Here is a 24896-nt window from a genome sequence, read left to right on the forward strand (position 1 = left end):
ATGAGGAAGGTGCCCCTGCAACCACTCAAACCCCGGCGACCACACTCAGTACGTGTAGAAGCCCTTGCCGCTCTTGCGGCCCAGGTCACCGGCGGTGACCATGCGCTGGAGCAGCTCCGGCGGGAAGAACTTCTCGTCGGCGGTGTCGGTGTAGATGTTCTTCGCCGCGTGCATCAGCACGTCCACGCCGGTCAGGTCGGTGGTGGCCAGCGGCCCCATCGCGTGACCGAAGCCCAGCCGGCAGGCCGTGTCCAGGTCCTCGGCGGAGACCACACCGGACTCGACCAGCTTGACCGCCTCGACCACCAGTGCGGCGATCAGCCGGGTGGTGACGAAGCCGGCGATGTCCCGGTTCACCACCACGACCGTCTTGCCGACCTCCTCGGCGAAGGCCCGCGCGGTCGCCAGCGTCCCGTCACTGGTCTTGTAGCCCCGGACCAGCTCGCAGAGCCGCATCATCGGCACCGGCGAGAAGAAGTGCGTCCCGACCACCGACTCCGGCCGCTCGGTGACCGCGGCGATCTGGGTCACCGGGATGGCCGAGGTGTTGGTGGCCAGCACCGCGTCCGCCTTGCAGATCTTGTCCAGTGCCCGGAAGACCTCGTGCTTGATCTCCAGCCGCTCGAAGACCGCCTCGACGACGATGTCCGCGTCGGCGACGGCCTCCAGGTCGGTGGTCGGGGTGATCCGGTCGAGCGTCGCCTCAACCTCCGACGTCTCGATCCGACCCTTCTCGGCGAACTTCTCCAGCGACTTCCGGATACCGGCGACGCCGCGTGCGGTGGCCGCGTCGTCCAGGTCCCGCAGGGTCACCTGCCAGCCCGCCTGCGCCGCCACCTGGGCGATGCCCGAACCCATCAGCCCGGCCCCGACGACCGCGAGTCGACCCGCCATCTGCTTCTCTCCCTCGCCTGGTGTTGAGTGCTCTGTCCAGCACCCTAGTGGGCGTTCCTTAGCGAAGGTTAAGGCCGATCGGTCGCGGGTGGGTCGGGGCGGGTGTCCGGGAGGCCCGTGGCGGTACGGTCAGATGGTCAGCGCGGGCTCCTCCGAGGTGCGGCCCCGTTCCACCTCGACCCCGAGTGCCCGCAGGTCGGCGACGAAGTCGGGGTAGCCCCGGTCGACGTGGTGCACGTGGGAGACCTCCGTGTCCCCGTCGGCGCAGAGTCCCGCGATGATCAGCCCGGCCCCGGCGCGGATGTCGGTGGCGCGGACCGGCGCGCCGGAGAGCTGCTCCCGGCCGCGTACCACCGCGTGGTGGCCGTCGGTCTTGATGTCCGCGCCGAGCCGCATCATCTCGTTGGCGAACATGAACCGGCCGTCGAAGATGTTCTCGGTGATCAGGGAAGCGCCCTCGCTGACCGAGGCGAGTCCGATCGCCATCGGCAGCAGGTCGGTGGCGAAGCCCGGGTACGGCAGGGTCACCACGTCCACCGCGGCCGGCCGGTCGTCCATCCGGACCCGGAAGGCGTCCCCCCGGGTCTCCACCAGGGCACCGGCGGCGACCAGTTTGTCCAGGGCGATCTCCAGGAAGGTCGGGCTGACCCCGGTGACCGTGACGTCCCCCCGGGTCATCGCCGCACCGAACGCCCACGTGCCGGCGACGATCCGGTCCCCCACCGTGGCGTGCCGCACCGGGTTCAGGTCCGGTACGCCCTCGATCTCGATGGTGGAGGTCCCCTCGCCGGAGATCCGCGCACCCATCCGGACCAGCATCGCGCAAAGGTCGACGATCTCCGGCTCCCGGGCGGCGTTCTCGATCACCGTCAGGCCGCGGGCGAGCACCGCGGCCATCACCAGGTTCTCGGTCGCGCCGACGCTGGGGAAGTCCAGCGCGATCTCGGCACCGTGCAGTCCGTGCGGGGCGGCGGCGACGACGAAGCCGTGCTCGCCGGAGATCTCGGCGCCCATCCGGGTGAGTCCGGAGACGTGCATGTCCAGCCCTCGGGAGCCGATCGCGTCCCCGCCGGGGTGGGCCACCCGCACGTATCCCCGGCGGGCGAGCAGCGGGCCGAGCACGCAGATCGAGGCGCGCAGCCGGCGTACCAGGTCGTAGTCGGCGTCGGAGCCGGGCTGGTCCGGCACGTCGATGGTGACCGAGCGGGACCGGGCCACGCCACCGTGCGCGACCATCGGGTCGACCGGGGCGTCGGCGTCGAAGCGGACACCGCAGCCGAGCCGGCGCAGCACCTCCCCCATGATCGCGATGTCGGTGATCCGGGGGACGTTGGTGATCACGCTCCGCCCCGGGGCGAGCAGTGCGGCGGCCATCAGCTTCAGGGCGGAGTTCTTCGCGCCCACGACGTGCACCGTGCCGGCGAGTCGGGCTCCGCCCCGGACCCGGATCACATCGACGTCTCTGATCGCCAGGTCCCCGGCGTCGCCGGGCCCCGGTCCCAGCCGGGTCGGGACGACCGGCTCCGGCCGGGCAAGCATCGTCAGGTCAGGTATCCGTAGGCTGTGCGTCATGGCCGTCCACCTCACGCGCATCTACACCAGGGCCGGCGACGCCGGCACGACCAGGCTGAGCAACAACGAGCAGGTAGCGAAGACCGATCCCCGGATCGCGGCGTACGCCGATGTCGACGAGTGCAACGCGGCGATCGGGGTGGCGCTGGCCCTGGGCCAGCTGTCGGAGGAACTGCGGTCGGTCCTGGCCTCGATCCAGAACGACCTCTTCGACGTCGGTGCCGACCTGGCCACGCCGGTCGAGCCGGAGCCGGCGTACCCGCCGCTGCGGGTGACCGAGGAGTACGTGGAGCGCCTGGAGGGCTGGTGCGACGAGTTCAACGCACGCCTGGGCAAGCTCGACTCCTTCATTCTCCCCGGCGGAACCGCCGGCGCGGCGTTGCTGCACGTGGCCCGGACCGTCGCTCGACGTGCCGAGCGGGCGGCGTGGGCCCTCGTCAGCCACGACCCCGAACGAACCAGCACCCTTCCGGCAAAGTATCTCAACCGGCTCTCCGATCTGCTCTTCATCCTGGCAAGAACGGCAAATCCGGACGGAGATGTGCTATGGGTTCCCGGCGGTAAGCGCTGACCGACGTCCCCGGCCCGGCCGGGCATCCCACCCCGTCGAGGGCCGGGTACCCGACCTGGCCGCGCTCATCCGCGTTCGGGGGGCAGCGCACCGCGGCGGCGGGAATGACCGCTTCGGCAGTGGTGTCGCCGGCGCGGCCGGCGGCCTAAGGGACTCCGGCCGGGGCCCGGTGGCGCACGGGGGCCCCGGGCGCAGCGGCCGTCGGGGCGGCCTGTCAGGCGCTCCTGGTCAGGCGGCGGGCCAGTCCTGGTGGGCCAGACGCGGCGAGGCCGCCCCGGGCGGGGCGGCCTCGAGCCAGGAGAGGAATCCGGTGACCGCGGACCGCTCCATGGCGATCTCGATCGGGGTCTGCTGACTCGTACAGCTCAGGATCACCCAGTCAGCGGGCAGGGAGAGCCGTTCCCGTCCCTCCGGGAGCCGCCGTCGGCGGACCACCAGGGTCTCCCGGGAGAGCACCCGCTTGGGACGGAGGGCGAAGCTGAACATCCGGTACCACCGGAGTTCGTCGCCGGCGAACCGGCCGAGGCCGGGTGACCAGCCCCGACCGTCGAGCAGGGTGGAGACCCGGACGTGGACCCGGATGGTGCCACCGGTGCGGGTCACCAGGGCCCGCCGGAGGAAGAGGATCAGGAACGCCGCGACCAGGACGGCGAGGCCGATTCCGATCCCTTCCACGATCTCCATCGGCGGTACGGCTTCAGTGGCTCTGCGAGGCGGAGACCGGGGTGGCGCTCTCGGCGAGCACGGTGACGCCCTCGCGGCTGACCGAGAGGAAGCCGCCGGCCACCTCGTACGCGACCTGCTCGCCGCCGGGCAGCTTGATGCGGACCTGGCCGGGCTCGGCGAGCTGGCCGAGCAGCGGTGCGTGGCCGGCCAGGACACCCAGCTCGCCCTCGGTCGTCCGGGCGACGACCATCTCGGCCTCGCCGGACCAGACCTTCTCCTCGACGGCTACGAGCTCGACGTGAAGCTGCTGTGCCACGCTGTCTCCTTGCTGCGGCGGGCGGCGGTTGGCAGAAGTCTAGTCGCGCGCCCCCTGCCCCACTAACGCGGGTACCGAGAGCTGCGACACTCCCTACTTGGTCTTGTTCTGGAAATCGGGGTGTTCGAGCATGAACGCGTCGACGGTCCCGTTGCGCAGCGAGGCGAAGAACTCGTCCGCCTCGGGCAGGAGCCGCTCACCCCGGTACCCCGAACCGGTGCCGATACCCTCCGCCGGGAGCTTGACCATCTGGATCGCGTCCGGCCGGAGGTCCTTCAGGGAGAAGGCGAAGTCGACGATGCTGTTCCCCCGGCCGCTGAAGACCAGCGACTCGCCGGCCGCGCGGAGCACCCGGTCCAGCTTGATCGGATTGGTCACCACGTCCGCGCTGAACGCCTGACTCGCCATCGCCTTGACGAACTGCTGCTGGTGGCGCTGGCGGCCGTAGTCACCGTCCGGCACGCCGTTGCTCGGGTAGCGCTGCCGGACGTAGTCCAGCGCCTGCCACCCCTCCAGCCGGTGGGTGCCCTTCTCGTACACGGCCTGCGGGCCGAGGTAGCCTCCGCCACCTGGCCGAGCCTCCCGGTGGGTGCCGTCCGGCTCGCGGTGCTCGGAGCGCACCTCCCGCTCGATGTACATCTCGACGCCGCCCATCGCGTCGACGATCTTCTTGAACCCGTTGAAGTTGATGATCGCCCCGGCATCGAAGCGGGCGATGCCGGTCTCCTGCTGGATGGTCTTGGCGAGCAGTTCGAAGCCGACGTTCGCGTCCGGGTTCCGGCCGGGCACCCGGCTGCCGTACGACATCGCGGCGTTGAGCTTGTCGGTGCCCCCGTCGAAGCCGGACTTGCTGAACGCCGGGATCTCCACGCGCAGGTCGCGCGGCAGGGAGAAGAGGTACGCCCGGTCCAGCTCGGCCGGAATGTGCATGACCATGATCGAGTCGGCGAGAGGAGGATCCGTCGGCTTGCGCGGGTCCACCCCGACCAGCAGGATGTTGAGCGGGCCCTTGATCTCCTTGCGGCGCTCCTGCGCCCCGGCCGCGTTGTCGCCGAAGAGGTCGCCCTTGCCGACCGAGCCCTCGTACCGGCTGATCAGGGCCTCGTAACCCACCAGCACCGCGCCGCTGAGCACCAGCAACACCGAGCCGAAGATCGTGCAGAGCCGAGCCCACCGGGGCACCCCCGCCCACACGGACGGCTTCGCGCCCCGCTTACCGCTCCGAGCCACGTGCATCTCCATTCCTCACGCCCATGAGGAGGAGACGGGCGCGAGCCACCTGTTCACTGCGGAAGTCAACGCTCGACACGTGAATGTTGCGGATCCGACGGTACCTCGCCAGCACGGCCACTGTCGCATCGAGCGCCGCTGGCCTGTCAACCCGACACGCGGAACGGCCGAGGCCCCACACGCGGAACGACCGAGGCCGCCCCGGCGAACCGGGACGGCCTCGGACAAGAGCCGACGAGAGGTCGGTGCTGATCGGTGGATCAGCCCTCCTTCATCAGCTCCGCAGCCTTGCGCTCCAGGTCTTCGAGGCCACCGCACATGAAGAAGGCCTGCTCGGGGAAGTGGTCGTACTCGCCCTCGCTGATCTTCTTGAACGCCTCGATGGTCTCCTTGATCGGGACCGTCGAGCCCGGCACGCCGGTGAACTGCTCGGCGGCGTACGTGTTCTGCGACAGGAAGCGCTCGATCCGACGGGCCCGGCCGACGGTGAGCTTGTCCTCCTCGGAAAGCTCCTCGATACCGAGGATCGCGATGATGTCCTGCAGGTCCTTGTACTTCTGGAGGATCCGCTTGACCTCGGTCGCGACCGCGAAGTGCTCGGCGCCGACGAACTCCGGGGCGAGGATCCGGGACGAGGACGCCAGCGGGTCCACCGCCGGGTAGATGCCCTTGTCGGAGATCGACCGCTCCAGGTTGGTGGTGGCGTCGAGGTGGGCGAAGGTGGTGGCCGGAGCGGGGTCGGTGTAGTCGTCCGCCGGCACGTAGATCGCCTGCATCGAGGTGATGGCCTGGCCCCGGACGGAGGTGATCCGCTCCTGGAGTTCGCCCATCTCGTCGGCCAGGGTCGGCTGGTAGCCCACCGCGCTCGGCATCCGGCCGAGCAGGGTGGAGACCTCGGAACCGGCCTGGGTGAAGCGGAAGATGTTGTCGATGAAGAGCAACACCTCCTGCCGCTTCACGTCGCGGAAGTACTCCGCCATGGTCAGCGCGGAGAGGGCGACCCGCAGCCGGGTGCCCGGCGGCTCGTCCATCTGGCCGTAGACCAGCGCGGTCTTGTCGATGACGCCGGACTCGGTCATCTCGGCGATGAGGTCGTTGCCCTCACGGGTCCGCTCCCCCACCCCGGCGAAGACCGAGGTACCACCGAAGTTCCGGGCCACCCGGGTGATCATCTCCTGGATGAGCACCGTCTTGCCCACGCCCGCGCCGCCGAACAGGCCGATCTTGCCGCCCTTGACGTACGGGGCCAGCAGGTCGATGACCTTGATGCCGGTCTCCAGCATCTCGGTCTTCGGTTCCAGATCCGCGAAGGCCGGGGCCTTGCGGTGGATCTGCCAGTGGTCGTCCGGGTTGAGCGTCTCGCCCTCGGTCAGGTTGAGGCACTCGCCGATGGCGTTGAAGACGTGGCCCTTGACCGCGTCACCCACCGGCACCTTGATCGGCGAGCCGGTGTCGCGCACCCCGGCGCCCCGGACCAGACCGTCGGTCGGCTGCATCGAGATCGCGCGGACCAGGTTGTCACCCAGGTGCTGGGCGACCTCCAGGGTCAGCGTCTTCTCGCCGCCGGAGAGCGTCACGTCGACGTGCAGGGCGTTGAACAGGGCCGGCATGGCGTCGCGCGGGAACTCGGCGTCGACGACCGGGCCGATGACCCGGACCACGCGACCCGTGGCCGTCTTGGTCTCTACTAGGGCAGTCATCACACTTCACTTCCCGACGCGGCGAGCGCGTTCGCGCCGCCGACGATCTCGCTGATCTCCTGGGTGATCCCGGCCTGACGGGCCGAGTTCATCTCCCGCGTGTACTTCTCGATCATCTCTTCGGCGTTGTCGGTGGCGCTCTTCATCGCCCGCCGCCGGGCCGCCGACTCGCTCGCCGCCGACTCCAGCAACGCCGCGTAGATCCGCGTGTTGATGTACTTCGGCAGCAGCGCGTCGAGCAGCGCCTCCGCATCCGGCTCGAACTCGTAGGCCGGCAGCAGGCCCTCGGTCCGGGGGCGGTCCTCGATCTGCATCGGACCGATGACCTTCGCCACCGGGACCTGCGTGATGAGGGACTTGAACTCGGTGTAGACGATGTGCAACTCGTCCACACCGCGCACCCCGTCCGGCCCGGCCCCGCCGTCGACGTCGTCCGCGCCGGCCGCGAACGCCCGGATCAGGGTTTCGCCGACCTCCCGGGCCGAGGCGAAGTCCGGCTGCTCCGAGAAGCCCGTCCAGCTCGCCTCGACCGGGCGGTTGCGGAACTTGTAGAAGCCGACGCCCTTGCGGCCGATGACGTAGAGCACAGGCTCCTTGCCCTCGGACTGCAACCGGGCGACCAGCGACTCCGCCATCTTGATCGCGTTGGAGCTGTAACCACCGGCCAGGCCCCGGTCGGAGGTCACCAGCAGGACACCGGCCCGCCGCACCCGCTCACGCGGGGTGAGCAGCGGGTGGTCGATCCGCGCGTTGGAGGCCAGCGCCGTGAGCACGCCGGTGATGGCCTCGGCGTACGGCAGGGATGCCGCCACCCGGGCCTGGGCCTTGGCGATGCGGCTCGTCGCCACGAGCTCCATCGCCTTGGTGATCTTCTTCATCCCCTTCGCCGAGCGGATCCGTTGACGAAGAACGCGTACCTGGGCCGCCATGAGTCAGCCCTACTGCTTCTCGACGTCGTCGCCGCTGTAGCGGGTGACCTTCTCGCGGCCCACCTCGCCCTCCAGCGGCTTGGCCGGGGCCTCGTTGATCCGACGCTCGTCCTCGCGGCCGAGGAAGACCTGCTTGAACTCGGCGATCGCCCGGTCCAGCGAGCCGACGATCTCGTCGTCCCACTTGTTGTCGGCGATCGCGGCCAGGACGCCCTCGTGCTTGTGCCGGAGGTACTGGAGGAACTCCGACTCGAAGCGACGGATCTCGCCGACCGGGACGTCGTCCAGCTTGCCCTCGGTGCCGGCCCAGACCGAGACGACCTGCTCCTGCACCGGGTACGGCGAGTAGTTCGGCTGCTTGAGCAGCTCGACCAGGCGGGAACCCCGCTCCAGCTGGGCGCGGGAGGCCCTGTCCAGGTCGGAGGCGAAGGCGGCGAACGCCTCCAGCTCGCGGTACTGGGCCAGGTTCAGCCGCAGCGAGCCGGCGACCTTCTTCATCGGCTTCACCTGGGCCGCACCACCCACCCGGGAGACCGAGGTACCGACGTTGATCGCCGGCCGGACGCCCTGGTTGAACAGGTCGGTCTCCAGGAAGATCTGACCGTCGGTGATCGAGATGACGTTGGTCGGGATGAAGGCCGAGATGTCGTTGGCCTTCGTCTCGATGATCGGCAGACCGGTCATCGAGCCGCCGCCCAGCTCGTCGGAGAGCTTCGCGCAGCGCTCCAGCAGCCGGGAGTGCAGGTAGAAGACGTCACCCGGGTACGCCTCACGGCCCGGCGGGCGGCGCAGCAGCAGCGAGACCGCGCGGTACGCCTCGGCCTGCTTGCTCAGGTCGTCGAAGACGATCAGGACGTGCTTGCCGCCGTACATCCAGTGCTGCCCGATGGAGGAGCCGGTGTACGGGGCGAGGTACTTGAAGCCGGCCGGGTCACTGGCCGGGGAGGCGACGATGGTGGTGTACTCCATCGCCCCCGCCTCCTCCAGCACGCCCTTGATGGACGCGATGGTGGAGGCCTTCTGCCCGATGGCGACGTAGATGCAGCGGACCTGCTTCTTCGGGTCGCCGGAGCGCCAGTTGTCCCGCTGGTTGAGGATGGTGTCCAGGGCGACCGTGGTCTTGCCGGTCTTCCGGTCACCGATGATCAGCTGCCGCTGACCCCGACCGATCGGGGTCATCGCGTCGACCGCCTTGATACCGGTCTGCATCGGCTCGAACACGGACTGCCGGGACATCACGTTCGGAGCCTGGAGCTCCAGCTCGCGGTAGCCCTCGTCGGGGATGTCGCCGAGACCGTCGATCGGCTGGCCGAGCGCGTTGACCACGCGACCGAGGAAGGCGTCGCCGACCGGCACCGAGAGGACCCGGCCGGTGCGCTTGACGCGCTGCCCCTCCTCGAGCTTGGCGGAGTCGCCGAGGACGACGACACCGATCTCCCGGACGTCGAGGTTCAGCGCCACGCCGAGCGTGCCGTCCTCGAACTCCAGGAGCTCGTTGGTCATGGTCGAGGGGAGCCCCTCGACGTGGGCGATGCCGTCACCGGTGTCGGCGACGGTGCCGACCTCCTCGCGGGAGACGTCGGGCGAGTAGGAGGAGACGTAGCGCTCCAGGGCGCCGCGGATCTCCTCCGTCGAGATGGTCAGCTCGGCCATCCTCTGCTTCCTTAAGTATCAGGGGCCCGGGATACCTAGTACCGACCGGTCCGAATGGCGTCTGTCATTCAGGGCGCTGAGCGGCTGGGCTGGTCAGCGCTTCGCGAGCGCGTTGCGGGTCTCGTTGAGGCGGCGCAGGACGGTGCCGTCGTACAGGTCGGAGCCGACCCGCACGCTGGCGCCACCGAGGATCTCGGGGTCCACCGTCTGCTTGACGGAGACCTCCCGACCGTATATCGCGGCGAGGCGGGCACCCAGTCGGCGCTCCTCGTCCTCGGTCAACGGGGCCGCCACGGTCACGTAGGCGATCTGCCGGTCGCGACGCTCGCCGACCAGCTCGACCAGCCTGGTGAGTCCGCCGGTGAGGGAGCGCCCGCCGAACCCGCTCAGCGCCACCTCGACGAGGCGGACCGTGACCGGACGGGCCTTGCCGGCCAGCAGCTCCCGGGCCAGGACGGCCCGCTGCTCGGCCGGAGCCCGCGAGTCGCCCAGCGCCGCGGCGAGCGCCGGCTCGGCGGCGACCACCTGGCCGAAGCGGAACAGCTCGTCCTCGACCTCGCCCAGGTCACCGGCGGCGTCGGCGCTGGCCAGCAGCGCCTCCACCCCGAGCCGCTCGGCACCGTCGAGCAGTTCCGACGGCGCCGACCAGCGGCCGGAGACCAGAGTGGCCAGCAGGTCGAGCGCGCCCGCGTCGATCTTGCCCCGCAGCATGTCGCCGAGGAGCCCGGCCCGGTCCGCGCCGGACCGGGCCGGCTCGGACAGCGCCCGGCGCAGCCGGGGCTCCCGCCGCAGCAGACCCGCCACGGCGAGCAGGTCGTCCGCGGTGGCGACCACGGCGTCCGGCTGCGCGCCGCGTGCGTACGTCGCCAGGTGCTCGTTGGCGACCCGGTACGACTCCCGGCTGGCGGCCTGCATCAGCGGGCTCCCGTGCTCTCGAGGTCGGTGAGGAACCGCTCGACGGTGCCCTTGCGGCGGGCCTCGTCGGCCAGCGACTCCCCGACGATCCGGCTGGCCAGCTCGACCGCGATGGTGCCGACCTCGGTGCGCAGCTCGCGCACGATGGTGGCCCGCTCGGCGGCGAGCTGCTCCTTGCCGGCCGCGATGATCCGGTCGGACTCTTCCCGCGCCTTGACGAGGATGTCCTGCCGGATGCCCTCCGCGTCGGCACGGGCGTCGTCCCGGATCTTGGCGGCGTCGGTACGCGCCTCCGCGAGCTGCGCACGGTACTGCTCGAGAAGCTGGTTCGCCTCGGCCTGGGCGGCCTCGGCGCGCTTGATGCCGCCCTCGATGGCGTCGACCCGGGCCTGGTACATCGCCTCCATGCGGGGGAAGACGAACTTGCTCAGGACCCAGAGGACGAGGCCGAACGCGACGAGACCGACGATGATCTCAGCCAGGGGCGGGAGCAGGATGTTCCCGCCCTCTTCCGCTGCTAGGTACATGGACACTCCCCTTCGCCGGCGGCCGACCACGAAGGACCGGCCGGTTCAGCTGAACGCTGGCTGGCACTCAGCCTTAGAGGGCGAACGCGAGGACCAGACCGAGCAGGGCCAGCGCCTCGACCACGGCGAAGCCCATGAACATGTAGACCCGGGTCAGGCCGGCGCTCTCCGGCTGGCGGGCGGTCGCCTGGATGTAGGCGGCGAACACCAGACCCACACCGATGCCCGGGCCGAGCGCCGCGATGCCATAGCCGATGACGTTGACGTTGCCTGAGATCTCGGCCAGGAACATGGTTGGTTTCCTCCTGCGGGGAACGCGTGACCGTCACGCGTTCGACTAGGTGAACTTTTCAGTTGTCGAACGGGGGGATGGAGCGGTGCGCGCCGGCGCCTCAGTGGTCGTCGGCGAGCGAGGACTGCAGGTAGGTCGCGGTCAGCAGGGTGAACACGTACGCCTGCAGGATCAGGATGCCCAGCTCGAAGAACGTCATCAGGATCGCCATGGCCCAGCTGAGCAGGGCGACCGGCTTGATGAAGATCGACTCAGCGTTGAGCAGCGCCACGCCACCGAGGGTGAAGACCAGCAGGATCATGTGGCCGGCGAACATGTTGGCGAACAACCGGACCGCGAGGGTGACCGGGCGCAGCACCAGGTTCGACACGAACTCGATCGGCACCAGGATGGGCTGGACCCAGAGCGGTGCGCCGCCGACCCAGCAGCTGGCCTTGATGTAGCCGAAGAAGCCGTGCTTGCGGATGCCGACCGCGACGTAGACCAGCCAGCTGGAGATGGCCAGCACGATCGGGAAGGCGATGTGCGAGTTCGGCGAGATCTGCGCGAACGGGAAGATGCCCCAGATGTTCAGCAGCAGGATGAAGACGAAGAGCGAGGCGAGGTACGGCGCGAAGCGCACGCCCTGGTGGCCGATGATGTCCCTGGCGATGTTGTCCCGGGCGAGGCCGTAGACCGACTCGGCCATCCACTGCCGCTTGGTCGGGACCAGCTGCGGGTTCCGGTAGCTGAGCAGGAAGAAGAGGATGGCGATGGCAGCCGCGATCCAGACCAGCAGAGCGATCTTGGTGAAGGCCGGCTCCCAGGCCGTACCCTCGAAGCCCGGGATCAGGCTGCGGTAGTTGAAGCTGTCAACGCCCGGGGGGAACTCCGCGGCCCGGATGTCCGCGGCGGCGTAGGTCGGCAGCTCAGTCAACTCGAACCCTCCGTCGGTCGGGCATGGTCAGGCGCCCAGCCTCTTCATGGTCAGGTAGACCCCCGCAGCCGTGCCGCCGATCAGGCCGATCAGCAACCCGACGTCCGGAAGGTCCAGCCACCGGTCGACGAGCCAGCCGGCCCCGCCCCAGACGGCCATGCCGCCGAGCAGGTAACCGACCGCAGCCCAACCCGCGTCCACACCCTGGGGTCCGGAACGTTTGTCGGATCGGTCGTCGGCCATGACGGAGCGAACGGTATCAGCCGCTTGAATGAGGCTGTGAGTCACCCCCCGCACAACCTGGTCGTGTGGGTCAGGGAAGCCTCGACTGGCGGATAGGCTACGCCTGTCTCGCGCTTGACGAAACTCCATCCCCGGCGTGGCGACGCCAACCCGAGCGCCGGATTCAGTCACCGGGGGTGCTCACCTGCGGACGGTGGTCGCGGAACGTCCACCAGACCTGGGCGGTCACCCAGCCGATGGTCGCGACGATCATGGCGATGGCCATCATCCGGATCCCGCCCCAGCCGGTGTCGACGACGCCGAACATCACCACGCCGAACAACAGGAACTTGGTGACGTACGCGGTCAGCCCGACGCTCATCACCAACTTCGGGTGCACCGAGTCGGCCCAGGCGACCGCCAGGCTCGACAGTGCGTAGCTGAAGGTCACCAGGGCCACGCCCGCCGCCCCGCCGGCCGCGCCGACGCCGCCGTCGACCAGCCAGCCGGCTCCGGTGACGAGCACCAGCAACCCCACGGAACTGAGCAGCGGCACGACCAGGTGCCGCAGTCGCTGGCGGATCACCGGGGGTACGCCGGGAACTCGCGGACCAGCTCGGCCACCTCGCTGGCGATCCTGGTCAGTGCGGCCGGCCCGTCGGGCCCGCCGGGGTCGGTGCGTACCGCCCGCGCGATCAGCGTGGCGATCCGCCCCATCTGCGGCTCGCGCATGCCCTGGGTGGTCACGCTGGGCGTGCCGACCCGGATGCCGGAGGCGACCATCGGCTTCTGCGGGTCGTACGGGATGGCGTTCTTGTTGAGCGTGATGCCGGCCGCGTCGCAGCGGGCCTCGGCGTCGGCCCCGGTCACCCCGACCGCGCGCAGGTCGACCAGGGCGAGGTGGGTGTCGGTGCCGCCGGAGACCGGACGCATCCCCTCGGCGGCCAGCCCGTCGGCGAGCGCCCGCGCGTTGCGGACCACCTGCTCGGCGTACGCCCGGAACTCCGGCTGCGCGGCCTCGCGCAGCGCGACGGCCTTGGCCGCGACGGCGTGCATCAGCGGGCCGCCCTGGGTGAACGGGAAGACCGCCTTGTCGATCCGGGCGGCCAGCGACTCCCGGCAGAGGATCATGCCGCCGCGCGGGCCGCGCAGCACCTTGTGCGTGGTCGCGCAGACCACGTCGGCGTACGGCACCGGGGAGGGCACGGCACCGCCGGCGACCAGACCGATGAAGTGGGCGGCGTCCACCATCAGGTACGCCCCGACCTCGTCGGCGATCTCCCGGAAGCGGGCGAAGTCGATCAGGCGCGGGTACGCGGTCGCGCCACAGATGATCATCTTCGGGCGGTGGGCGAGCGCCAGTTCCCGCACCTCGTCGTAGTCGATCAGCTCGGTGTCCGGGCGGACGGTGTAGCCGACCGTGGCGAACCACTTGCCGGAGAAGTTGACCCGGCTGCCGTGGGTGAGGTGACCGCCGTGCGGCAGGTCCATCGCCAGCACGGTGTCACCCGGCTGGACCAGGGCGGCGTACGCGGCGAGGTTGGCGCTCGCCCCGGAGTGCGGCTGGAGGTTGGCGTGCTCCGCTCCGAACAGTTCCCGCGCCCGGGCGATGCCGATCTCCTCGGCCCGGTCCACCTCGGCGCAGCCGCCGTAGTAGCGACGGCCCGGGTAACCCTCGGCGTACTTGTTGGTCAGCGTCGAGCCGAGCGCGGCGAGCACCGCCGGCGAGGTGAGGTTCTCGCTGGCGATCAACTGAAGGCCGCCGCGCAGCCGGTCCAGCTCACCGAGCACCACCGACGCGATCTCCGGGTCGGTGACCCTGAGCTGCTCGAAATCCGGCCCCCAGAAGGTGGGCGTCGCGTTGTCCACAACGCCAGAGTCTATGGGGCCCCAGACTGGAGACCATGAGATGCCTGGTCACCGGTGCCACCGGCTACATCGGCGGACGACTCGCGCCCCGACTGCTCGCCCGGGGCCACACCGTACGCGCTCTGGCCCGGACCGCCCGGCGGCTGCGGGACGTGCCGTGGGCGGCCGGGGCCGAGGTGGTCGAGGGCGACCTGCGCAGGCCGGAGACGCTGCCGGCCGCCTTCGCGGACGTCGACGTCGCCTACTACCTGGTGCACTCGCTCGGGCAGGCCGGGTTCGAGGCCGCCGACCGGGAGGCGGCCACCCACTTCGCCCGGGCGGCCCACGCGGCCGGCGTACGCCGGATCGTCTACCTCGGTGGGCCGGAACCGGCGGCGGACACGCGCCCCTCCCCCCACCTGCGGTCCCGCAGCGAGGTGGGGCGGACCCTGCTGGCCAGCGGGGTACCGACCGTGGTGCTCCGGGCGGCGGTGATCATCGGGTCCGGTTCGGCCTCGTTCGAGATGCTGCGGTACCTCACCGAGCGGCTGCCGGTCATGGTCACGCCGCGCTGGGTGCGCAACCGGATCCAGCCGATCGCGGTCCGGGACGTGCTGCGCTACCTGGTCGCCGCCGCCGACCTGCCGCCGGAGGTGAACCGGGCCTTCGACGTCGGCGGGCCGGACGTGCTCACCTTCGCCGAGATGATGCAGCGGTACGCCGCGGTGGCCGGGCTGCGCCGCCGGATCATCCTGCCGGTCCGGCCGCTGACCCCGTCGCTCTCCTCGCACTGGGTGGGCCTGGTCACACCGGTGCCGAACCGGATCGCCCGGCCGCTGGTGGAGAGCCTGGTCCAGGAGGCGGTGGCCCACGAGCACGACATCGCGCGGTACGTCCCCGACCCGCCGGGCGGGCTGACCGGCTTCGACGAGGCGGTCCGGCTGGCCCTGGCGAAGGTCCGCCACGCCGAGGTGGAGACGCGCTGGTCCACCGCGAGCGGGCCGGACGCGCCGGCCGAGCCGCTGCCCAGCGACCCGGAGTGGTCCGGCGGCTCGGTCTACACCGACCTGCGGGAACGTCGGGTCGCCGCCCCGCCGGACGCGCTGTGGCGGGTGATCGAGGGAGTCGGCGGCGAGCACGGCTGGTACTCCTTCCCCCTGGCCTGGTCGCTGCGCGGGTGGCTGGACCGGCTGGTCGGCGGGGTGGGGCTGCGCCGGGGCCGGCGTGACCCGCAGCGGCTCTACGTGGGCGAGGCGCTCGACTTCTGGCGGGTCGAGGAGATCGTCCCGGGCGAGCTGCTGCGGCTGCGGGCGGAGATGCGCCTGCCCGGCCGGGCCTGGCTGGAGATGCGCGTCGAGCCGACCGACGACGGCGGGAGCCGGTACGCGCAACGCGCCGTCTTCCTGCCGCGCGGGCTGGCCGGGCACGCCTACTGGGCGGCGGTCGCCCCGTTCCACGCGGTGGTCTTCGGCGGGATGGCCCGCAACATCGCACGCGGCGCCGAGCAGGCAACCCGCACCTCACCGGTCCGCCCCTGAGCCGTCGCCGGAGACCGGCCGCCGGTGCCGAACGGTCCGCCCGCAGCCGTCACCGGGCGCAGCCCGTCCGTGGACGCTGGCCCGTGCGCCGACCTGGGAGAGGCCGAGCCCTTGGGAGGTAAGCCCGGTCAGTCCCCCGCGCGACGGCCGGTACCCCACCGGGCGATCGTCTCGCTCGGTCGCGTGAAGTCGCGGACCGGCTGGCCACGCAGGGCGGTGGCGACGATGCCAGCGGCCACCTCGACCATCTTGACCTGCACCGCCTTGCCGGCCGGGTCCCGTGGGTCGTCCGGGTTGGCGGCCATCGAGGCGACCACGAGCTGCGGGGTGGCGACCACCACCGTCTCCGTGCCGTACCCCTCGGAGCTACCGGTCTTGCCGATCACCGGACGACCGACCCGGGCCCGCAGGCCGGCGGCGGTGCCACCGTCGCAGCGCCCGTACGCCGACTGGTCCCCGACCGGGCAACGGGCGACGTCGGCCGCCGCGCGCGCCACGTCCGCGTCCAGCACCCGACGGCAGTCCGGCCGGGCGGCGTCCAACGGTCGGCCCCCACGGTCGACGATCATGCTGACCGGCAGGGGCGTGCAGCGGACCCCCTCGGCGGCCACCGTGGCGTACGCGGTGGCCAGGTCGAGCGGGGTGGTGGCCGCGACGCCCAGCACGAACGGGCCCCACTGCCGGGCACCGTAGCGGGCGCGACGGGCGTCCTCGTCGGCGCGCAGCACGATGCCGAGCCGTTCGGCCATCGCCACCACCCGGTCCATGCCGACCTGCTCGGCGAGCCAGACGAAGTACGTGTTCACCGATCGGCCGAAGGCGGTCCACATGGTGTGCTCGCCGTCCATCGACGCCGGGTCGGCGTTCGCCGGACACCAGCGCCCGCCGCAGCTCGTCGGACCGTCGACCGGCCACCCGGTGACGATCCGGCTCGGCGCGACGAAACGGGTGTCCAGGGGGAACCCGGCCTCCAGCGCGGCCAGCACGGTGAAGATCTTGAAGGTCGAGCCGGCCTGGTAGCCGTCGATGCCGTCGCCCCCCGCGACCAGCTGGTTGACGGTGTGGGGGCGGTTCTCCTGCCCGGGCGGGTTGGGGGCGAGGCCGTAGGTGCGGTTGACCGCCATGGCGAGGATCCGCCCGGTACCCGGTTGCACCACGGCGGTGGGCAGCGCGTGCGGGCTGTGCGTGCCGTACACCGCCAGCACCCGGTCCTGCGTGTCGCGTTGCACGTCCGGGTCGAGGGAGCTGACGATCCGGAAGCCGCCCCGGCGCAGCGTCCGCTGCCGCTGGTCCACCGACGCGCCGAACGCCGGCTGCCGGTTCCACCAGTCGGTGAAGTAGTCGCAGAAGAACGCCCAGTCGTTGCGCTCCTCGGGGACCGCCGCGCAGTCGTCGGGCTGCACGCTCGGTTTCAGGGCGAGGCCCTCCGCCCGGGCCCGGTCGGCCTCGGCGGGCGCGACCGCGCCGGTCTCCACCATCCGGTCCAGCACGTACCCCCGCCGGCGCAGCGCCGCGTCGGCGTCACCGTGGATCGGGTCGTCGGTGTGCGGTGACTGGACCAGTCCGGCGAGCAGCGCCGCCTCGGCCAGGGTCAGGTCGGCCGGGGCCTTGGAGAAGTAGCGCCGGCTGGCCGTCGCGACGCCGTACGCCCCGGAGCCGAAGTAGACGATGTTCAGGTAGCGGCCGAGGATCTCGTCCTTGTCGAGCTCACGTTCGAGCGCCAGGGCGTACCGGATCTCCTGGATCTTGCGGGCGGTGCTGATCTCGCTGGCCGCCTTCCGCTGCTCCTCGCTCAGGGTCGGGTCGCTGCTCAGCACGTTCCGGACGTACTGCATGGTCAGCGTGGAGGCACCCTGGCGGACCGGGCCGCTGCGGTTGGCGGTGAACGCCCGGACGATGCCACGCAGGTCGACGCCGCTGTGGTCGTAGAAGCGGGCGTCCTCGGCGGCGAGGATCGCCTGTCGCATCACCGGGGCCACCTCGGTCAACGGCACGTCCGCCCGGTTCTCCTCGTAGAAGGAGGTGATCTCGGTGGTGCCGTCGGCGGCGTAGAGCGTGGAGCGCTGCGCGGTGGGGGGCGTGACCAGGTGCTCCGGCAGTTCGGAGTACGGGGCGGCGAGCGTGGAGAAGCCGAGCCCCAGCACCAGCGCGAGGGGCAGGGCCGCCGCGGCGAGCACCAGCCCGGCCAGCGTGCCGGCGATCACCACGGTCAGCAGCTTGTGCAGACGGGCCTGGGTCATCAGCTCTCCTGAGCAGGAGCTGGGCTAGGACCCGTTCAGAATGGCCCGGACCGGCTGGCCGGAGTCGCCCTTTCCGCAAATCAGCAGATAATTCGTAGAAAGCCACGAACTTCCCGAAATGCTGGCAGAGCCGGTAGTTCCCGCGCAGCCGGGCAGGTCAGGGCAGCAGAAGCGTCGCGAACGGCTGCACCGTCTCCTCGATCTCGTCGGCGACCCGGCTGAAGCACTGGTCACCCCGACCCCACGGGTCGTCCAGGTCGTCGGTGGGCAGCGCGGTGGCGACCCCACGCGCGGCGTGGACCGCCGCGACCAGGGCCGTTCCCCGGGCGTACACCGCTTCCGGGGACGCCTCGACCGGGGGCAGGGCAGCCCCCGCCACCGTGCCGAGCAGCCGGCCGAACTCGCCCAGCACGAAGGTCCGCGCGGCGGCGTCCGGGCGCAGCGCCAGCACGTACTCCTGCTGGTCGACGGTGGCGGTGAGCACCAGGTCCGCGGCGTCGATCTGGTCGGACCGCAGCCGGCGGGCGGCGAACCCGGCGCTGTCCCCGCCCCGGGCGGCGACCTGCCGGGCCGCCGGCGGGTTCATCTCCGACCCGACGTGCCAGCCCCCGGTGCCGGCGCTGTGGCTGTGCAGCAGCTCCTCGGCCCGCTCCGGGTCGAGTGCGCGCCGGGTGAGCCGCTCCCGGACGGCCAGCGCCAGCAGGCGCTCGGCCATCGGCGACCGGCAGATGTTCCCCATGCAGACGTGCAGGACGGTGAAGGGTGGCACCTACGCCACCCGGCTCTCGATGTCGGGCACCACGTCACGCAGCTCGGTCAACGAGATGGCCCCCTCGCGCACCATCTGCGGCACCTCGCCGGTCAGGTCCACGATCGTGCTGGGCACCGGGTCCGGGCAGGGCCCGGCCTCCAGGTAGGCGCGGACCGCGTACCCGAGCTGGTCCCGGGCCTGCTCGGCGGTGAGCGCCGCCGGCTGGCGGGACTTGTTCGCCGAGGAGACCGCCATCGGGCCGGTCTCCCGCAGCACCTCCAGCGCCACCGGGTGCAGCGGCATCCGCACGGCGACCACACCGTTGGTCTCGCCCAGGTCCCACTGGAGGCTGGGCGAATGCTCCACGACGATGGTCAACGCCCCCGGCCAGAACGCCTCGACCAGGTCACGGGCCGCCCGGGGCAGGGTGAACACCAGCCCGTCCAGGGTGTGCCGGGAGCCGATCAGCACCGGCGGCGCCTGCCGGCCCTGGCCCTTCGCGTCCAGCAACGCCTTCACCGCGAACGGGGTGAAGGCGTCCGCGCCGATCCCGTACACCGTGTCGGTCGGCAGGACGACCAGTTCGCCATTCTTGACGGCCTCGATCGCCGCGGCGATGCCGCGGTCCCGATCGGCCAGCGACCGGCAGTCGTAGAGCATCACGAGGAGCCAGTCTGCCACGCCCGGGACGGCGCGTGCTCGGGGCGGCGCAGCGCGGTGGTGAAGCGGGGGCGGCCGGCGAGGTCGGCATGGCCGCTGACGGCGTCGAACCGGCCGTCGGCACCGATCAGTTCGGGCACCGCGCGGCCGTGCGTGTCGTCGTGCTCGACCGCCAGCGCCCCGCCGGGCCGCAGCAGCCGGGCCGCCGCCGCGACCACCGGCCGCACCACGGCCAGACCGTCCGCCCCGCCGAACACCGCCTCCGCCGGGTCGTGACCGGCCACCTCCGGCGGTACGGCGGTCCCGGCCGGCACGTACGGCGGATTGCAGAGCAGGACGTCGACCCGGCCGGTCAGCTCGTCGAGGAGCGCGGGGTCGGTGACGTCCGCCTCGACCACCTCGATCGGCCGGTCCCCGGCGGCGGCCCGGTCCGCCGCGTTGCGCCGCAGCCAGGCCAGCGCCGCCGTCGACCGTTCCACCGCCACCACCCGGGCCCCCGGCACCTCCTGGGCGACCGCGAGCGCGACCGCGCCGGAGCCGCTGCACAGGTCCACCACCAGCGGCTCGGCACTCCCCCGGGCCCGGACGATCCCCCATTCCACGAGCAGCTCGGTCTCCGGCCGGGGGACGAAGACACCCGGGCCGACCGCCAGCTCCAGGTGCCGGAAGCCGGCGGTCCCGGTCAGGTGCTGCAACGGTTCCCGAGCCGCCCGACGTGCCACCAGGGCGTCCAGCCGGGCGAGCTGGTCGCCGGTGAGGCCGTCGGCCAGCAGCAGCCGGCCCCGGGGCACCCCGAGCACATGGGCGGCGAGCAGTTCCGCCTCGGTCCGGGGGGCGTCGACGCCCGCCCCGGCGAGAATCCGGGTCACCCGGGCGAGCACCGGCGGACACGGGTGTCGGTTGTTCGTCCCTTCGGACGGCTGTTGCGGCGTGACAGTCACGACATAATCATGAAGCGTCGCGTACGTCACCCCGAACGGGCGCGTCCTTTTCCTGGTGCGCCCGTGGCGTGGACCGGCAGCGGGACGCGGGCTCGCCGGGGGTGGCCCGGGGCGACCACGGTGCGGCGCCGGAGCCGGCGCGGACGGGAGGCTGCGGGTGGGTTGGCTCGACCGGGTCACCGACCAGGTTGACGCTCTCACGAAGGCGCGCGACCTCCAGGAGGCGAGCCGGTCCGCCGAGGCGTGCGTCCTCCTCGACCAGGTGCTCCGCACCACCAGCGACCCGTTCGCCCGCGCCGACGCCCGGGTCCAGCGCCTCTCCGCGCTGATCAACCTCGGTCGGACGGCCGAGTTCACCCGGGCCATCGAGGAGGCCTCCACCGCCGTCCGGGACCTGCCCGAGCCGTACCTGCACGGGCACCTGCACGCGCTGGCCGCACTGGCCGCGCACCACCAGGGCGCCCTCGACCGGTGCGTCACCCACCTGGTCCGGGCCGCCCGGATGCTCGACGCGGTGGAGGACCCGGACCGGGACACCGCGTGGGGCTGGCACGACCTGGCGATGACGTACTCGTACCTCAGCTTCCACGGATACGCGCTCACCGCCATCGAGAAGGCACGGCAGCTCGGGCTGGCGGCCGGCATCCCCGAGGAGACGTTCGCCGCACCCGGGATCCGGCTGCGCAACGCCGTCGCCCTCGACCACAACGGCGACAGCGACGGCTGCCTGCGGGTGCTCCGGGACATCGCCGCCGACCTCGACCGCTTCCGGCGTACCGGGCGGGCCGGGCGGTTGCGCCCGAGCAGTCTCGCCGCGTACGGCTACACCGTCGCACGCCGCGCCGCCCTGGGCGACCCGGTGGAGACCGGCACCGAGAACGACCCGGTCCGGCTGCTCGGGTTCGGTGGCGACAGCGCCCGCGCCCGCGACTTCCGCCAACTCGGGAAGGTCTGCCTGGCCGTCGCCGAGGGCCGACCGGCCGAGGCGATCACCCGGTTGGACACCGCCTCGGTCTCCACCGAGACGCTCGGCGCGGCGGAACCGGCCCGGCTGCGCAGCATCGCGCTGACCACGGCCGGGGACCACGCCGGCGCCCACCGGGCCGACCGGATGGCGTTCCGGCTCGCCGCGCAGCGCAACGACCGGCTGCGGGACGTCTACATCGACGGCATCGCGGCCCGCATCGACCACGAGGAGATGCGCCGCGAGGCCGCCCGGTTCGAGGGTGAGGCGCTGACCGACCCGCTGACCGGGCTGCCCAACCGCCGCCGGCTGGAACGCCACATCGCCGGCATGGTCAACCGGGGCGAGCGGCTGGTCATCGGCGTCTGCGACCTGGACGGCTTCAAGGCGGTCAACACCCGGCACGGACACCACTCCGGCGACCTGGTCTTGCAGCGCGTGGCCGGAGTGATCAACCGGGTGATGCGGCGCGGCGACTTCGTGGCCCGCTACGGCGGGGACGAGTTCGTGGTGGTGCTCGCCGGCACCGGGATCGAGGAGGCGGCCGAGGTCTCCCGCCGGGTCGACGCGGCCATCCGGACCGAGGACTGGGAGTCCCTGGTTCCGGGCACCCCGGTCCGGGTGACCATCGGCTTCGCCGAGGTCAACGCCGGCGCACCGTTGGGCCGGGACGCCATCCGCGCCGCCTTCGACGCGGCCGACCAGCAGATGCTGCACGCCAAGTCCCGCACCCGCCCCGGCTGACCCGCGCCGGCCCCGATCCGCCCGGGATGTCGGGCACCACGCCCCACCTCACCGCCTCCACCACGCGGCACCGTGCGGTGCGGTGCGGTGCGGGCTGCCTGGATGCAGGGGACCCTTGCTCATCAAAAAGCGGTAACAGGGGACCCCTGCTACCGCCGGCCGGGGCGAGGGTCGGGCCGGGGCGGGCGTCGAAGGTTCGGGGGCGGGGGCGGAGTGGCTCAGCGGCGACCGAGCTCCGGGTCCCCGGCCAGGCGGGCGGCGCGGTCGGCCTCGGTGAGGGCGTCGAGCACACCGTCCAGCTCACCGGCGAGGGCCAGGTCCAGGTTGTACGCGGTGTAGCCGATCCGGTGGTCGGTGATCCGGTTCTGCGGGAAGTTGTAGGTGCGGATCCGCTCGGAACGGTCGACGGTGCGCACCTGCGCCTTGCGGGCGTCGGAGGCGGCGGCGTCGGCCTGCTCCTGGGCGGCGGCGAGCAGCCGGGCCCGCAGGATCCGCATCGCCTGCTCCCGGTTCTGCAACTGCGACTTCTCGTTCTGGCAGGAGACCACGATCCCGGTCGGCACGTGGGTGATCCGGACCGCCGAGTCGGTGGTGTTGACCGACTGGCCACCCGGGCCGGACGAGCGGAAGACGTCGATACGCAGCTCGTTCGGGTCGATCGTGACGTCGACCTCCTCGGCCTCCGGCAGCACCAGGACGCCGGCCGCGCTGGTGTGGATGCGGCCCTGCGACTCGGTGACCGGGACGCGCTGCACCCGGTGCACGCCGCCCTCCCACTTGAGCCGGGACCACACCCCGTTGCCACCCTCCGGGACGCCCTTGGTCTTGATCGCCAGCGAGACGTCCTTGACCCCGCCCAGGTCGGAATCCTGCGCGTCGAGGACCTCGGTGAGCCAGCCGCGCCGCTCGGCGTACCGGGTGTACATACGCAGCAGGTCAGCGGCGAACAGCGCCGACTCCTCACCGCCCTCGCCGGCCTTGATCTCGACGATCACGTCCTTGGCGTCGTGCGGGTCGCGGGGAATCAGCAGCTCCGCCAGGCGCTCCTCCAGCTCGGGCAGGGTCGCCGCGATGGACTCCGCCTCGGCGGCGAAGGACGGGTCCTCGGCGGCCAGCTCCCGGGCGGCGACGAGGTCGGCGCGCGCCTGCTCCAGTTCGCCGGCCGCCTTGTGCAGCGGCACCAGTTCGGCGTAGCGCCGCCCGACCCGACGCGCCGCACCCTGGTCGGCGTGGATGGCCGGGTCGGCCAACCGCTTCTCCAGGTCGGCGTACTCGTCGAGGAGTGCCACCAGGCGCTCACTGCTCATGCTCGTACTCCCTGCGGTCGGCGCGATTCGGGCAGAGACGGACGACGCCCGCGCCCGGTGGTGAACCGGACGCGGGCGTCGAACGGACGGCTACTTGGCCTTCTTCGCCTGAACCTTGGCGTACTTCTGCTGGAACTTCGCGACCCGACCCGCGGTGTCGAGCACCCGCTGCTTGCCCGTGTAGAACGGGTGGCAGGCGCTGCACGTCTCGACGTGGATCGAGCCGCCCTTGGCGGTGCTGCGGGTGGTGAACGAGTTGCCGCAGGAGCAGGTGACCTCGGTGGTCACGTACTCCGGGTGGATGTTGGCTTTCATGTCGCCTTCGGTCCTCTCGTGGGTGGTCGCCGGGTCGCCGCCCGCGCAGGTCGTGCCTGTGCGGGATCGGGCGTGAACCGGAACCGGTGGCCGATTGACCAGTGTGCCATGGGCTTCCGCCGACCCGGAAACCGGGCCACACAGCTGCCCCAACACGGTCCGCACCACCGGCATTCCCGCCCCGGCCGGGACCATTCACTACCGTGACGGGGTGACCCGTCTGATCGCCACCCGGGGGCTGCCGGCCTCCGGCAAAACCACCTTCGCCCGGACGCTCCAACCGTCGGTCGTCCGGGTCAACCGGGACGACCTGCGCCGCATGCTGCACGGTGCCCGGCTCTTCACCCAGTGGGCGGAGTCCCAGGTCACCACCGTCCAACGGGCACAGGTGGAGGCCCTGCTGCGGGCCCGGGTCGACGTCTGCGTGGACGACACCAACCTGCGCGCCCGCACCCTGCGGGAGTGGGCCCGGCTGGCCGCCCGGTACGGGGCCAGCTTCGAGGTGCACGACTTCACCGACGTCCCGTTGGAGGAGTGCCTGCGCCGGGACGCGGCCCGACCGGTCGAGGACCGGGTCGGCGAAGAGGCCATCCGCCGCCTGCACGAGCGTTTCCTGGCCAACCGACCGCTGCCCCTGCCGGTGCCCGAGGTGCCGCCGGGCGGCCCGGCCCGGGTGCGTCCGCCCGTCCCGGAGCCGACCGAGGTCGTCCTGGTGGACATCGACGGCACGGTCGCGCTGCACGTCTCCCGCAGCCCGTACGACATGACCCGGGTGAGCGAGGACGTGCCGAACGAGGCGGTCATCGCAGCGGTCCGGGCGATGCACGGGGCCGGCTACGGGGTGGTGTTCTGCTCCGGCCGGGACGCCTCCGCCCGCGTCGACACGGTGGCCTGGCTGGACCGGCACGTCCGGGTGCCCTACCTGGCGCTGCACATGCGGGCGGTGGGCGACAACCGGAAGGACTCGATCGTCAAACGCGACATCTACGAGAGCGAGCTGCGCGACCGGTACCGGGTCGTCGGGGTCTTCGACGACCGCATGCAGGTGGTCCGGATGTGGCGGGACCTCGGCCTGACCGTCTTCCAGGTCGCCGAGGGCAACTTCTGAGGATGCTGGTCGCACCCGTGTCGGGTGCCTGCAGGGGCCCCCTCCTCCACAAAATGCGGTAGGAGGGGACCCCTGCT

General features: G+C 71.8%; 25 protein-coding genes. 4 read left to right on the plus strand and 21 right to left on the minus strand.

What is annotated here, in order from left to right:
* Window positions 1-45 precede the first annotated feature (45 nt).
* Together IGA62_RS06810 and murA are read right to left on the minus strand one after the other, a co-directional pair.
* Window positions 46-894, minus strand: coding sequence for a 3-hydroxyacyl-CoA dehydrogenase family protein (locus IGA62_RS06810; protein WP_145815762.1), 849 nt, complete (start codon window positions 892-894; stop codon window positions 46-48).
* A gap of 129 nt (window positions 895-1023) precedes the next feature.
* Window positions 1024-2466 carry a UDP-N-acetylglucosamine 1-carboxyvinyltransferase gene (gene murA, locus IGA62_RS06815; protein WP_145815761.1) on the minus strand — a complete coding sequence of 481 codons (1443 nt, stop codon included), beginning with the start codon at window positions 2464-2466 and terminating at the stop codon, window positions 1024-1026.
* Between murA and IGA62_RS06820 the strand changes: the two genes are divergently transcribed.
* On the plus strand, window positions 2465-3037 hold the full coding sequence (locus IGA62_RS06820) for a cob(I)yrinic acid a,c-diamide adenosyltransferase (protein WP_145815760.1): 573 nt from the start codon (window positions 2465-2467) through the stop codon (window positions 3035-3037). The genes murA and IGA62_RS06820 overlap by 2 nt on opposite strands.
* Before the next feature lie 228 nt (window positions 3038-3265).
* Here IGA62_RS06820 and IGA62_RS06825 read toward each other — a convergent pair whose 3' ends face one another.
* The 13 genes from IGA62_RS06825 to IGA62_RS06885 all read right to left on the minus strand — a co-directional run bounded on the left by IGA62_RS06825 (window position 3266) and on the right by IGA62_RS06885 (window position 14272).
* A complete protein-coding gene (locus tag IGA62_RS06825; RefSeq protein WP_145815759.1) occupies window positions 3266-3721 on the minus strand; it encodes a DUF2550 domain-containing protein in 456 nt (151 codons plus the stop codon).
* Between the two features lie 13 nt (window positions 3722-3734).
* Window positions 3735-4019 (minus strand): F0F1 ATP synthase subunit epsilon, encoded by a 285-nt coding sequence (locus tag IGA62_RS06830; protein ID WP_091450832.1) that lies wholly within the window; start codon window positions 4017-4019, stop codon window positions 3735-3737.
* A gap of 93 nt (window positions 4020-4112) precedes the next feature.
* Window positions 4113-5255, minus strand: a complete 1143-nt coding sequence (locus IGA62_RS06835; RefSeq protein WP_145815758.1) for an LCP family protein — start codon at window positions 5253-5255, stop codon at window positions 4113-4115.
* A gap of 254 nt (window positions 5256-5509) precedes the next feature.
* Window positions 5510-6949 (minus strand): F0F1 ATP synthase subunit beta, encoded by a 1440-nt coding sequence (gene atpD, locus IGA62_RS06840; RefSeq protein WP_145815757.1) that lies wholly within the window; start codon window positions 6947-6949, stop codon window positions 5510-5512.
* Window positions 6949-7878, minus strand: coding sequence for a F0F1 ATP synthase subunit gamma (locus IGA62_RS06845; protein WP_145815756.1), 930 nt, complete (start codon window positions 7876-7878; stop codon window positions 6949-6951). Before IGA62_RS06845 ends, atpD begins: the two co-directional genes overlap by 1 nt.
* A 9-nt stretch (window positions 7879-7887) precedes the next feature.
* Complete coding sequence (gene atpA / locus IGA62_RS06850; protein ID WP_145815755.1) at window positions 7888-9531, minus strand: F0F1 ATP synthase subunit alpha; 1644 nt, start codon at window positions 9529-9531, stop codon at window positions 7888-7890.
* Window positions 9532-9624: 93 nt separating this feature from the next.
* Complete coding sequence (locus tag IGA62_RS06855) at window positions 9625-10446, minus strand: F0F1 ATP synthase subunit delta (protein ID WP_145815754.1); 822 nt, start codon at window positions 10444-10446, stop codon at window positions 9625-9627.
* Window positions 10446-10973, minus strand: coding sequence for a F0F1 ATP synthase subunit B (locus IGA62_RS06860; protein ID WP_145815753.1), 528 nt, complete (start codon window positions 10971-10973; stop codon window positions 10446-10448). The genes IGA62_RS06855 and IGA62_RS06860 overlap by 1 nt, the downstream gene beginning before the upstream one ends.
* Window positions 10974-11046: 73 nt before the next feature.
* Window positions 11047-11265 (minus strand): ATP synthase F0 subunit C, encoded by a 219-nt coding sequence (gene atpE, locus IGA62_RS06865; protein WP_145815752.1) that lies wholly within the window; start codon window positions 11263-11265, stop codon window positions 11047-11049.
* A 100-nt stretch (window positions 11266-11365) separates the two neighbouring features.
* On the minus strand, window positions 11366-12181 hold the full coding sequence (gene atpB, locus IGA62_RS06870) for a F0F1 ATP synthase subunit A (protein ID WP_232624907.1): 816 nt from the start codon (window positions 12179-12181) through the stop codon (window positions 11366-11368).
* 27 nt (window positions 12182-12208) lie between these two features.
* Window positions 12209-12424: an AtpZ/AtpI family protein gene (locus tag IGA62_RS06875; RefSeq protein ID WP_145815751.1), complete on the minus strand. Its 216-nt coding sequence runs from the start codon at window positions 12422-12424 to the stop codon at window positions 12209-12211.
* A gap of 163 nt (window positions 12425-12587) precedes the next feature.
* The gene (locus IGA62_RS06880) at window positions 12588-12989 is read right to left on the minus strand and encodes a hypothetical protein (RefSeq protein ID WP_145815750.1); all 402 of its coding nucleotides are present in this window, start codon (window positions 12987-12989) and stop codon (window positions 12588-12590) included.
* Complete coding sequence (locus IGA62_RS06885; protein ID WP_145815749.1) at window positions 12986-14272, minus strand: serine hydroxymethyltransferase; 1287 nt, start codon at window positions 14270-14272, stop codon at window positions 12986-12988. Before IGA62_RS06885 ends, IGA62_RS06880 begins: the two co-directional genes overlap by 4 nt.
* A 35-nt stretch (window positions 14273-14307) precedes the next feature.
* Between IGA62_RS06885 and IGA62_RS06890 the strand changes: the two genes are divergently transcribed.
* On the plus strand, window positions 14308-15789 hold the full coding sequence (locus IGA62_RS06890) for an SDR family oxidoreductase (RefSeq protein WP_145815748.1): 1482 nt from the start codon (window positions 14308-14310) through the stop codon (window positions 15787-15789).
* 128 nt (window positions 15790-15917) lie between these two features.
* On the opposite strand, the gene IGA62_RS06895 is transcribed toward IGA62_RS06890, so the two are convergent.
* From IGA62_RS06895 to prmC, 4 genes are all read right to left on the minus strand, one after another.
* Window positions 15918-18029: a transglycosylase domain-containing protein gene (locus tag IGA62_RS06895; RefSeq protein ID WP_145815747.1), complete on the minus strand. Its 2112-nt coding sequence runs from the start codon at window positions 18027-18029 to the stop codon at window positions 15918-15920.
* 157 nt (window positions 18030-18186) lie between these two features.
* Window positions 18187-18798: an arsenate reductase/protein-tyrosine-phosphatase family protein gene (locus tag IGA62_RS06900; protein ID WP_145815746.1), complete on the minus strand. Its 612-nt coding sequence runs from the start codon at window positions 18796-18798 to the stop codon at window positions 18187-18189.
* Window positions 18799-19440, minus strand: a complete 642-nt coding sequence (locus IGA62_RS06905; protein ID WP_145821752.1) for an L-threonylcarbamoyladenylate synthase — start codon at window positions 19438-19440, stop codon at window positions 18799-18801.
* Window positions 19440-20381 (minus strand): peptide chain release factor N(5)-glutamine methyltransferase, encoded by a 942-nt coding sequence (gene prmC, locus IGA62_RS06910; RefSeq protein WP_186499728.1) that lies wholly within the window; start codon window positions 20379-20381, stop codon window positions 19440-19442. The genes IGA62_RS06905 and prmC overlap by 1 nt, the downstream gene beginning before the upstream one ends.
* Window positions 20382-20538: 157 nt before the next feature.
* Here prmC and IGA62_RS06915 point away from each other — a divergent pair, with 157 nt between their 5' ends.
* A complete protein-coding gene (locus tag IGA62_RS06915) occupies window positions 20539-22089 on the plus strand; it encodes a GGDEF domain-containing protein (RefSeq protein WP_145815745.1) in 1551 nt (516 codons plus the stop codon).
* 218 nt (window positions 22090-22307) lie between these two features.
* Here IGA62_RS06915 and prfA read toward each other — a convergent pair whose 3' ends face one another.
* Together prfA and rpmE are read right to left on the minus strand one after the other, a co-directional pair.
* Window positions 22308-23396, minus strand: coding sequence for a peptide chain release factor 1 (gene prfA / locus IGA62_RS06920; RefSeq protein ID WP_145815744.1), 1089 nt, complete (start codon window positions 23394-23396; stop codon window positions 22308-22310).
* 90 nt (window positions 23397-23486) lie between these two features.
* Window positions 23487-23711, minus strand: a complete 225-nt coding sequence (rpmE, locus tag IGA62_RS06925; RefSeq protein WP_091450875.1) for a 50S ribosomal protein L31 — start codon at window positions 23709-23711, stop codon at window positions 23487-23489.
* Window positions 23712-23922: 211 nt separating this feature from the next.
* On the opposite strand from rpmE, the gene IGA62_RS06930 reads away from it, so the two are divergent.
* A complete protein-coding gene (locus IGA62_RS06930; RefSeq protein WP_145815743.1) occupies window positions 23923-24819 on the plus strand; it encodes a phosphatase domain-containing protein in 897 nt (298 codons plus the stop codon).
* The last annotated feature ends 77 nt before the right edge of the window (window positions 24820-24896 follow it).

This window comes from Micromonospora sagamiensis (assembly GCF_014680085.1).
GTDB classification, from domain to species: Bacteria; Actinomycetota; Actinomycetes; order Mycobacteriales; family Micromonosporaceae; genus Micromonospora; species Micromonospora inyonensis.

Bases quoted from the DNA above. Each gene is read 5' to 3' on its own strand.
- atpE (WP_145815752.1), bottom strand. From the start codon at position 11,265: ATGTTCCTGGCCGAGATCTCAGGCAACGTCAACGTCATCGGCTATGGC.
- IGA62_RS06820 (WP_145815760.1), top strand. From the start codon at position 2,465: ATGGCCGTCCACCTCACGCGCATCTACACCAGGGCCGGCGACGCCGGC.
- atpD (WP_145815757.1), bottom strand. From the start codon at position 6,949: ATGACTGCCCTAGTAGAGACCAAGACGGCCACGGGTCGCGTGGTCCGG.
- IGA62_RS06860 (WP_145815753.1), bottom strand. From the start codon at position 10,973: ATGTACCTAGCAGCGGAAGAGGGCGGGAACATCCTGCTCCCGCCCCTG.
- IGA62_RS06890 (WP_145815748.1), top strand. From the start codon at position 14,308: ATGAGATGCCTGGTCACCGGTGCCACCGGCTACATCGGCGGACGACTC.
- prfA (WP_145815744.1), bottom strand. From the start codon at position 23,396: ATGAGCAGTGAGCGCCTGGTGGCACTCCTCGACGAGTACGCCGACCTG.
- IGA62_RS06875 (WP_145815751.1), bottom strand. From the start codon at position 12,424: ATGGCCGACGACCGATCCGACAAACGTTCCGGACCCCAGGGTGTGGAC.
- atpA (WP_145815755.1), bottom strand. From the start codon at position 9,531: ATGGCCGAGCTGACCATCTCGACGGAGGAGATCCGCGGCGCCCTGGAG.
- murA (WP_145815761.1), bottom strand. From the start codon at position 2,466: ATGACGCACAGCCTACGGATACCTGACCTGACGATGCTTGCCCGGCCG.
- IGA62_RS06845 (WP_145815756.1), bottom strand. From the start codon at position 7,878: ATGGCGGCCCAGGTACGCGTTCTTCGTCAACGGATCCGCTCGGCGAAG.
- IGA62_RS06825 (WP_145815759.1), bottom strand. From the start codon at position 3,721: ATGGAGATCGTGGAAGGGATCGGAATCGGCCTCGCCGTCCTGGTCGCG.
- rpmE (WP_091450875.1), bottom strand. From the start codon at position 23,711: ATGAAAGCCAACATCCACCCGGAGTACGTGACCACCGAGGTCACCTGC.
- IGA62_RS06855 (WP_145815754.1), bottom strand. From the start codon at position 10,446: ATGCAGGCCGCCAGCCGGGAGTCGTACCGGGTCGCCAACGAGCACCTG.
- IGA62_RS06905 (WP_145821752.1), bottom strand. From the start codon at position 19,440: ATGCTCTACGACTGCCGGTCGCTGGCCGATCGGGACCGCGGCATCGCC.
- IGA62_RS06835 (WP_145815758.1), bottom strand. From the start codon at position 5,255: ATGCACGTGGCTCGGAGCGGTAAGCGGGGCGCGAAGCCGTCCGTGTGG.
- IGA62_RS06810 (WP_145815762.1), bottom strand. From the start codon at position 894: ATGGCGGGTCGACTCGCGGTCGTCGGGGCCGGGCTGATGGGTTCGGGC.
- IGA62_RS06895 (WP_145815747.1), bottom strand. From the start codon at position 18,029: ATGACCCAGGCCCGTCTGCACAAGCTGCTGACCGTGGTGATCGCCGGC.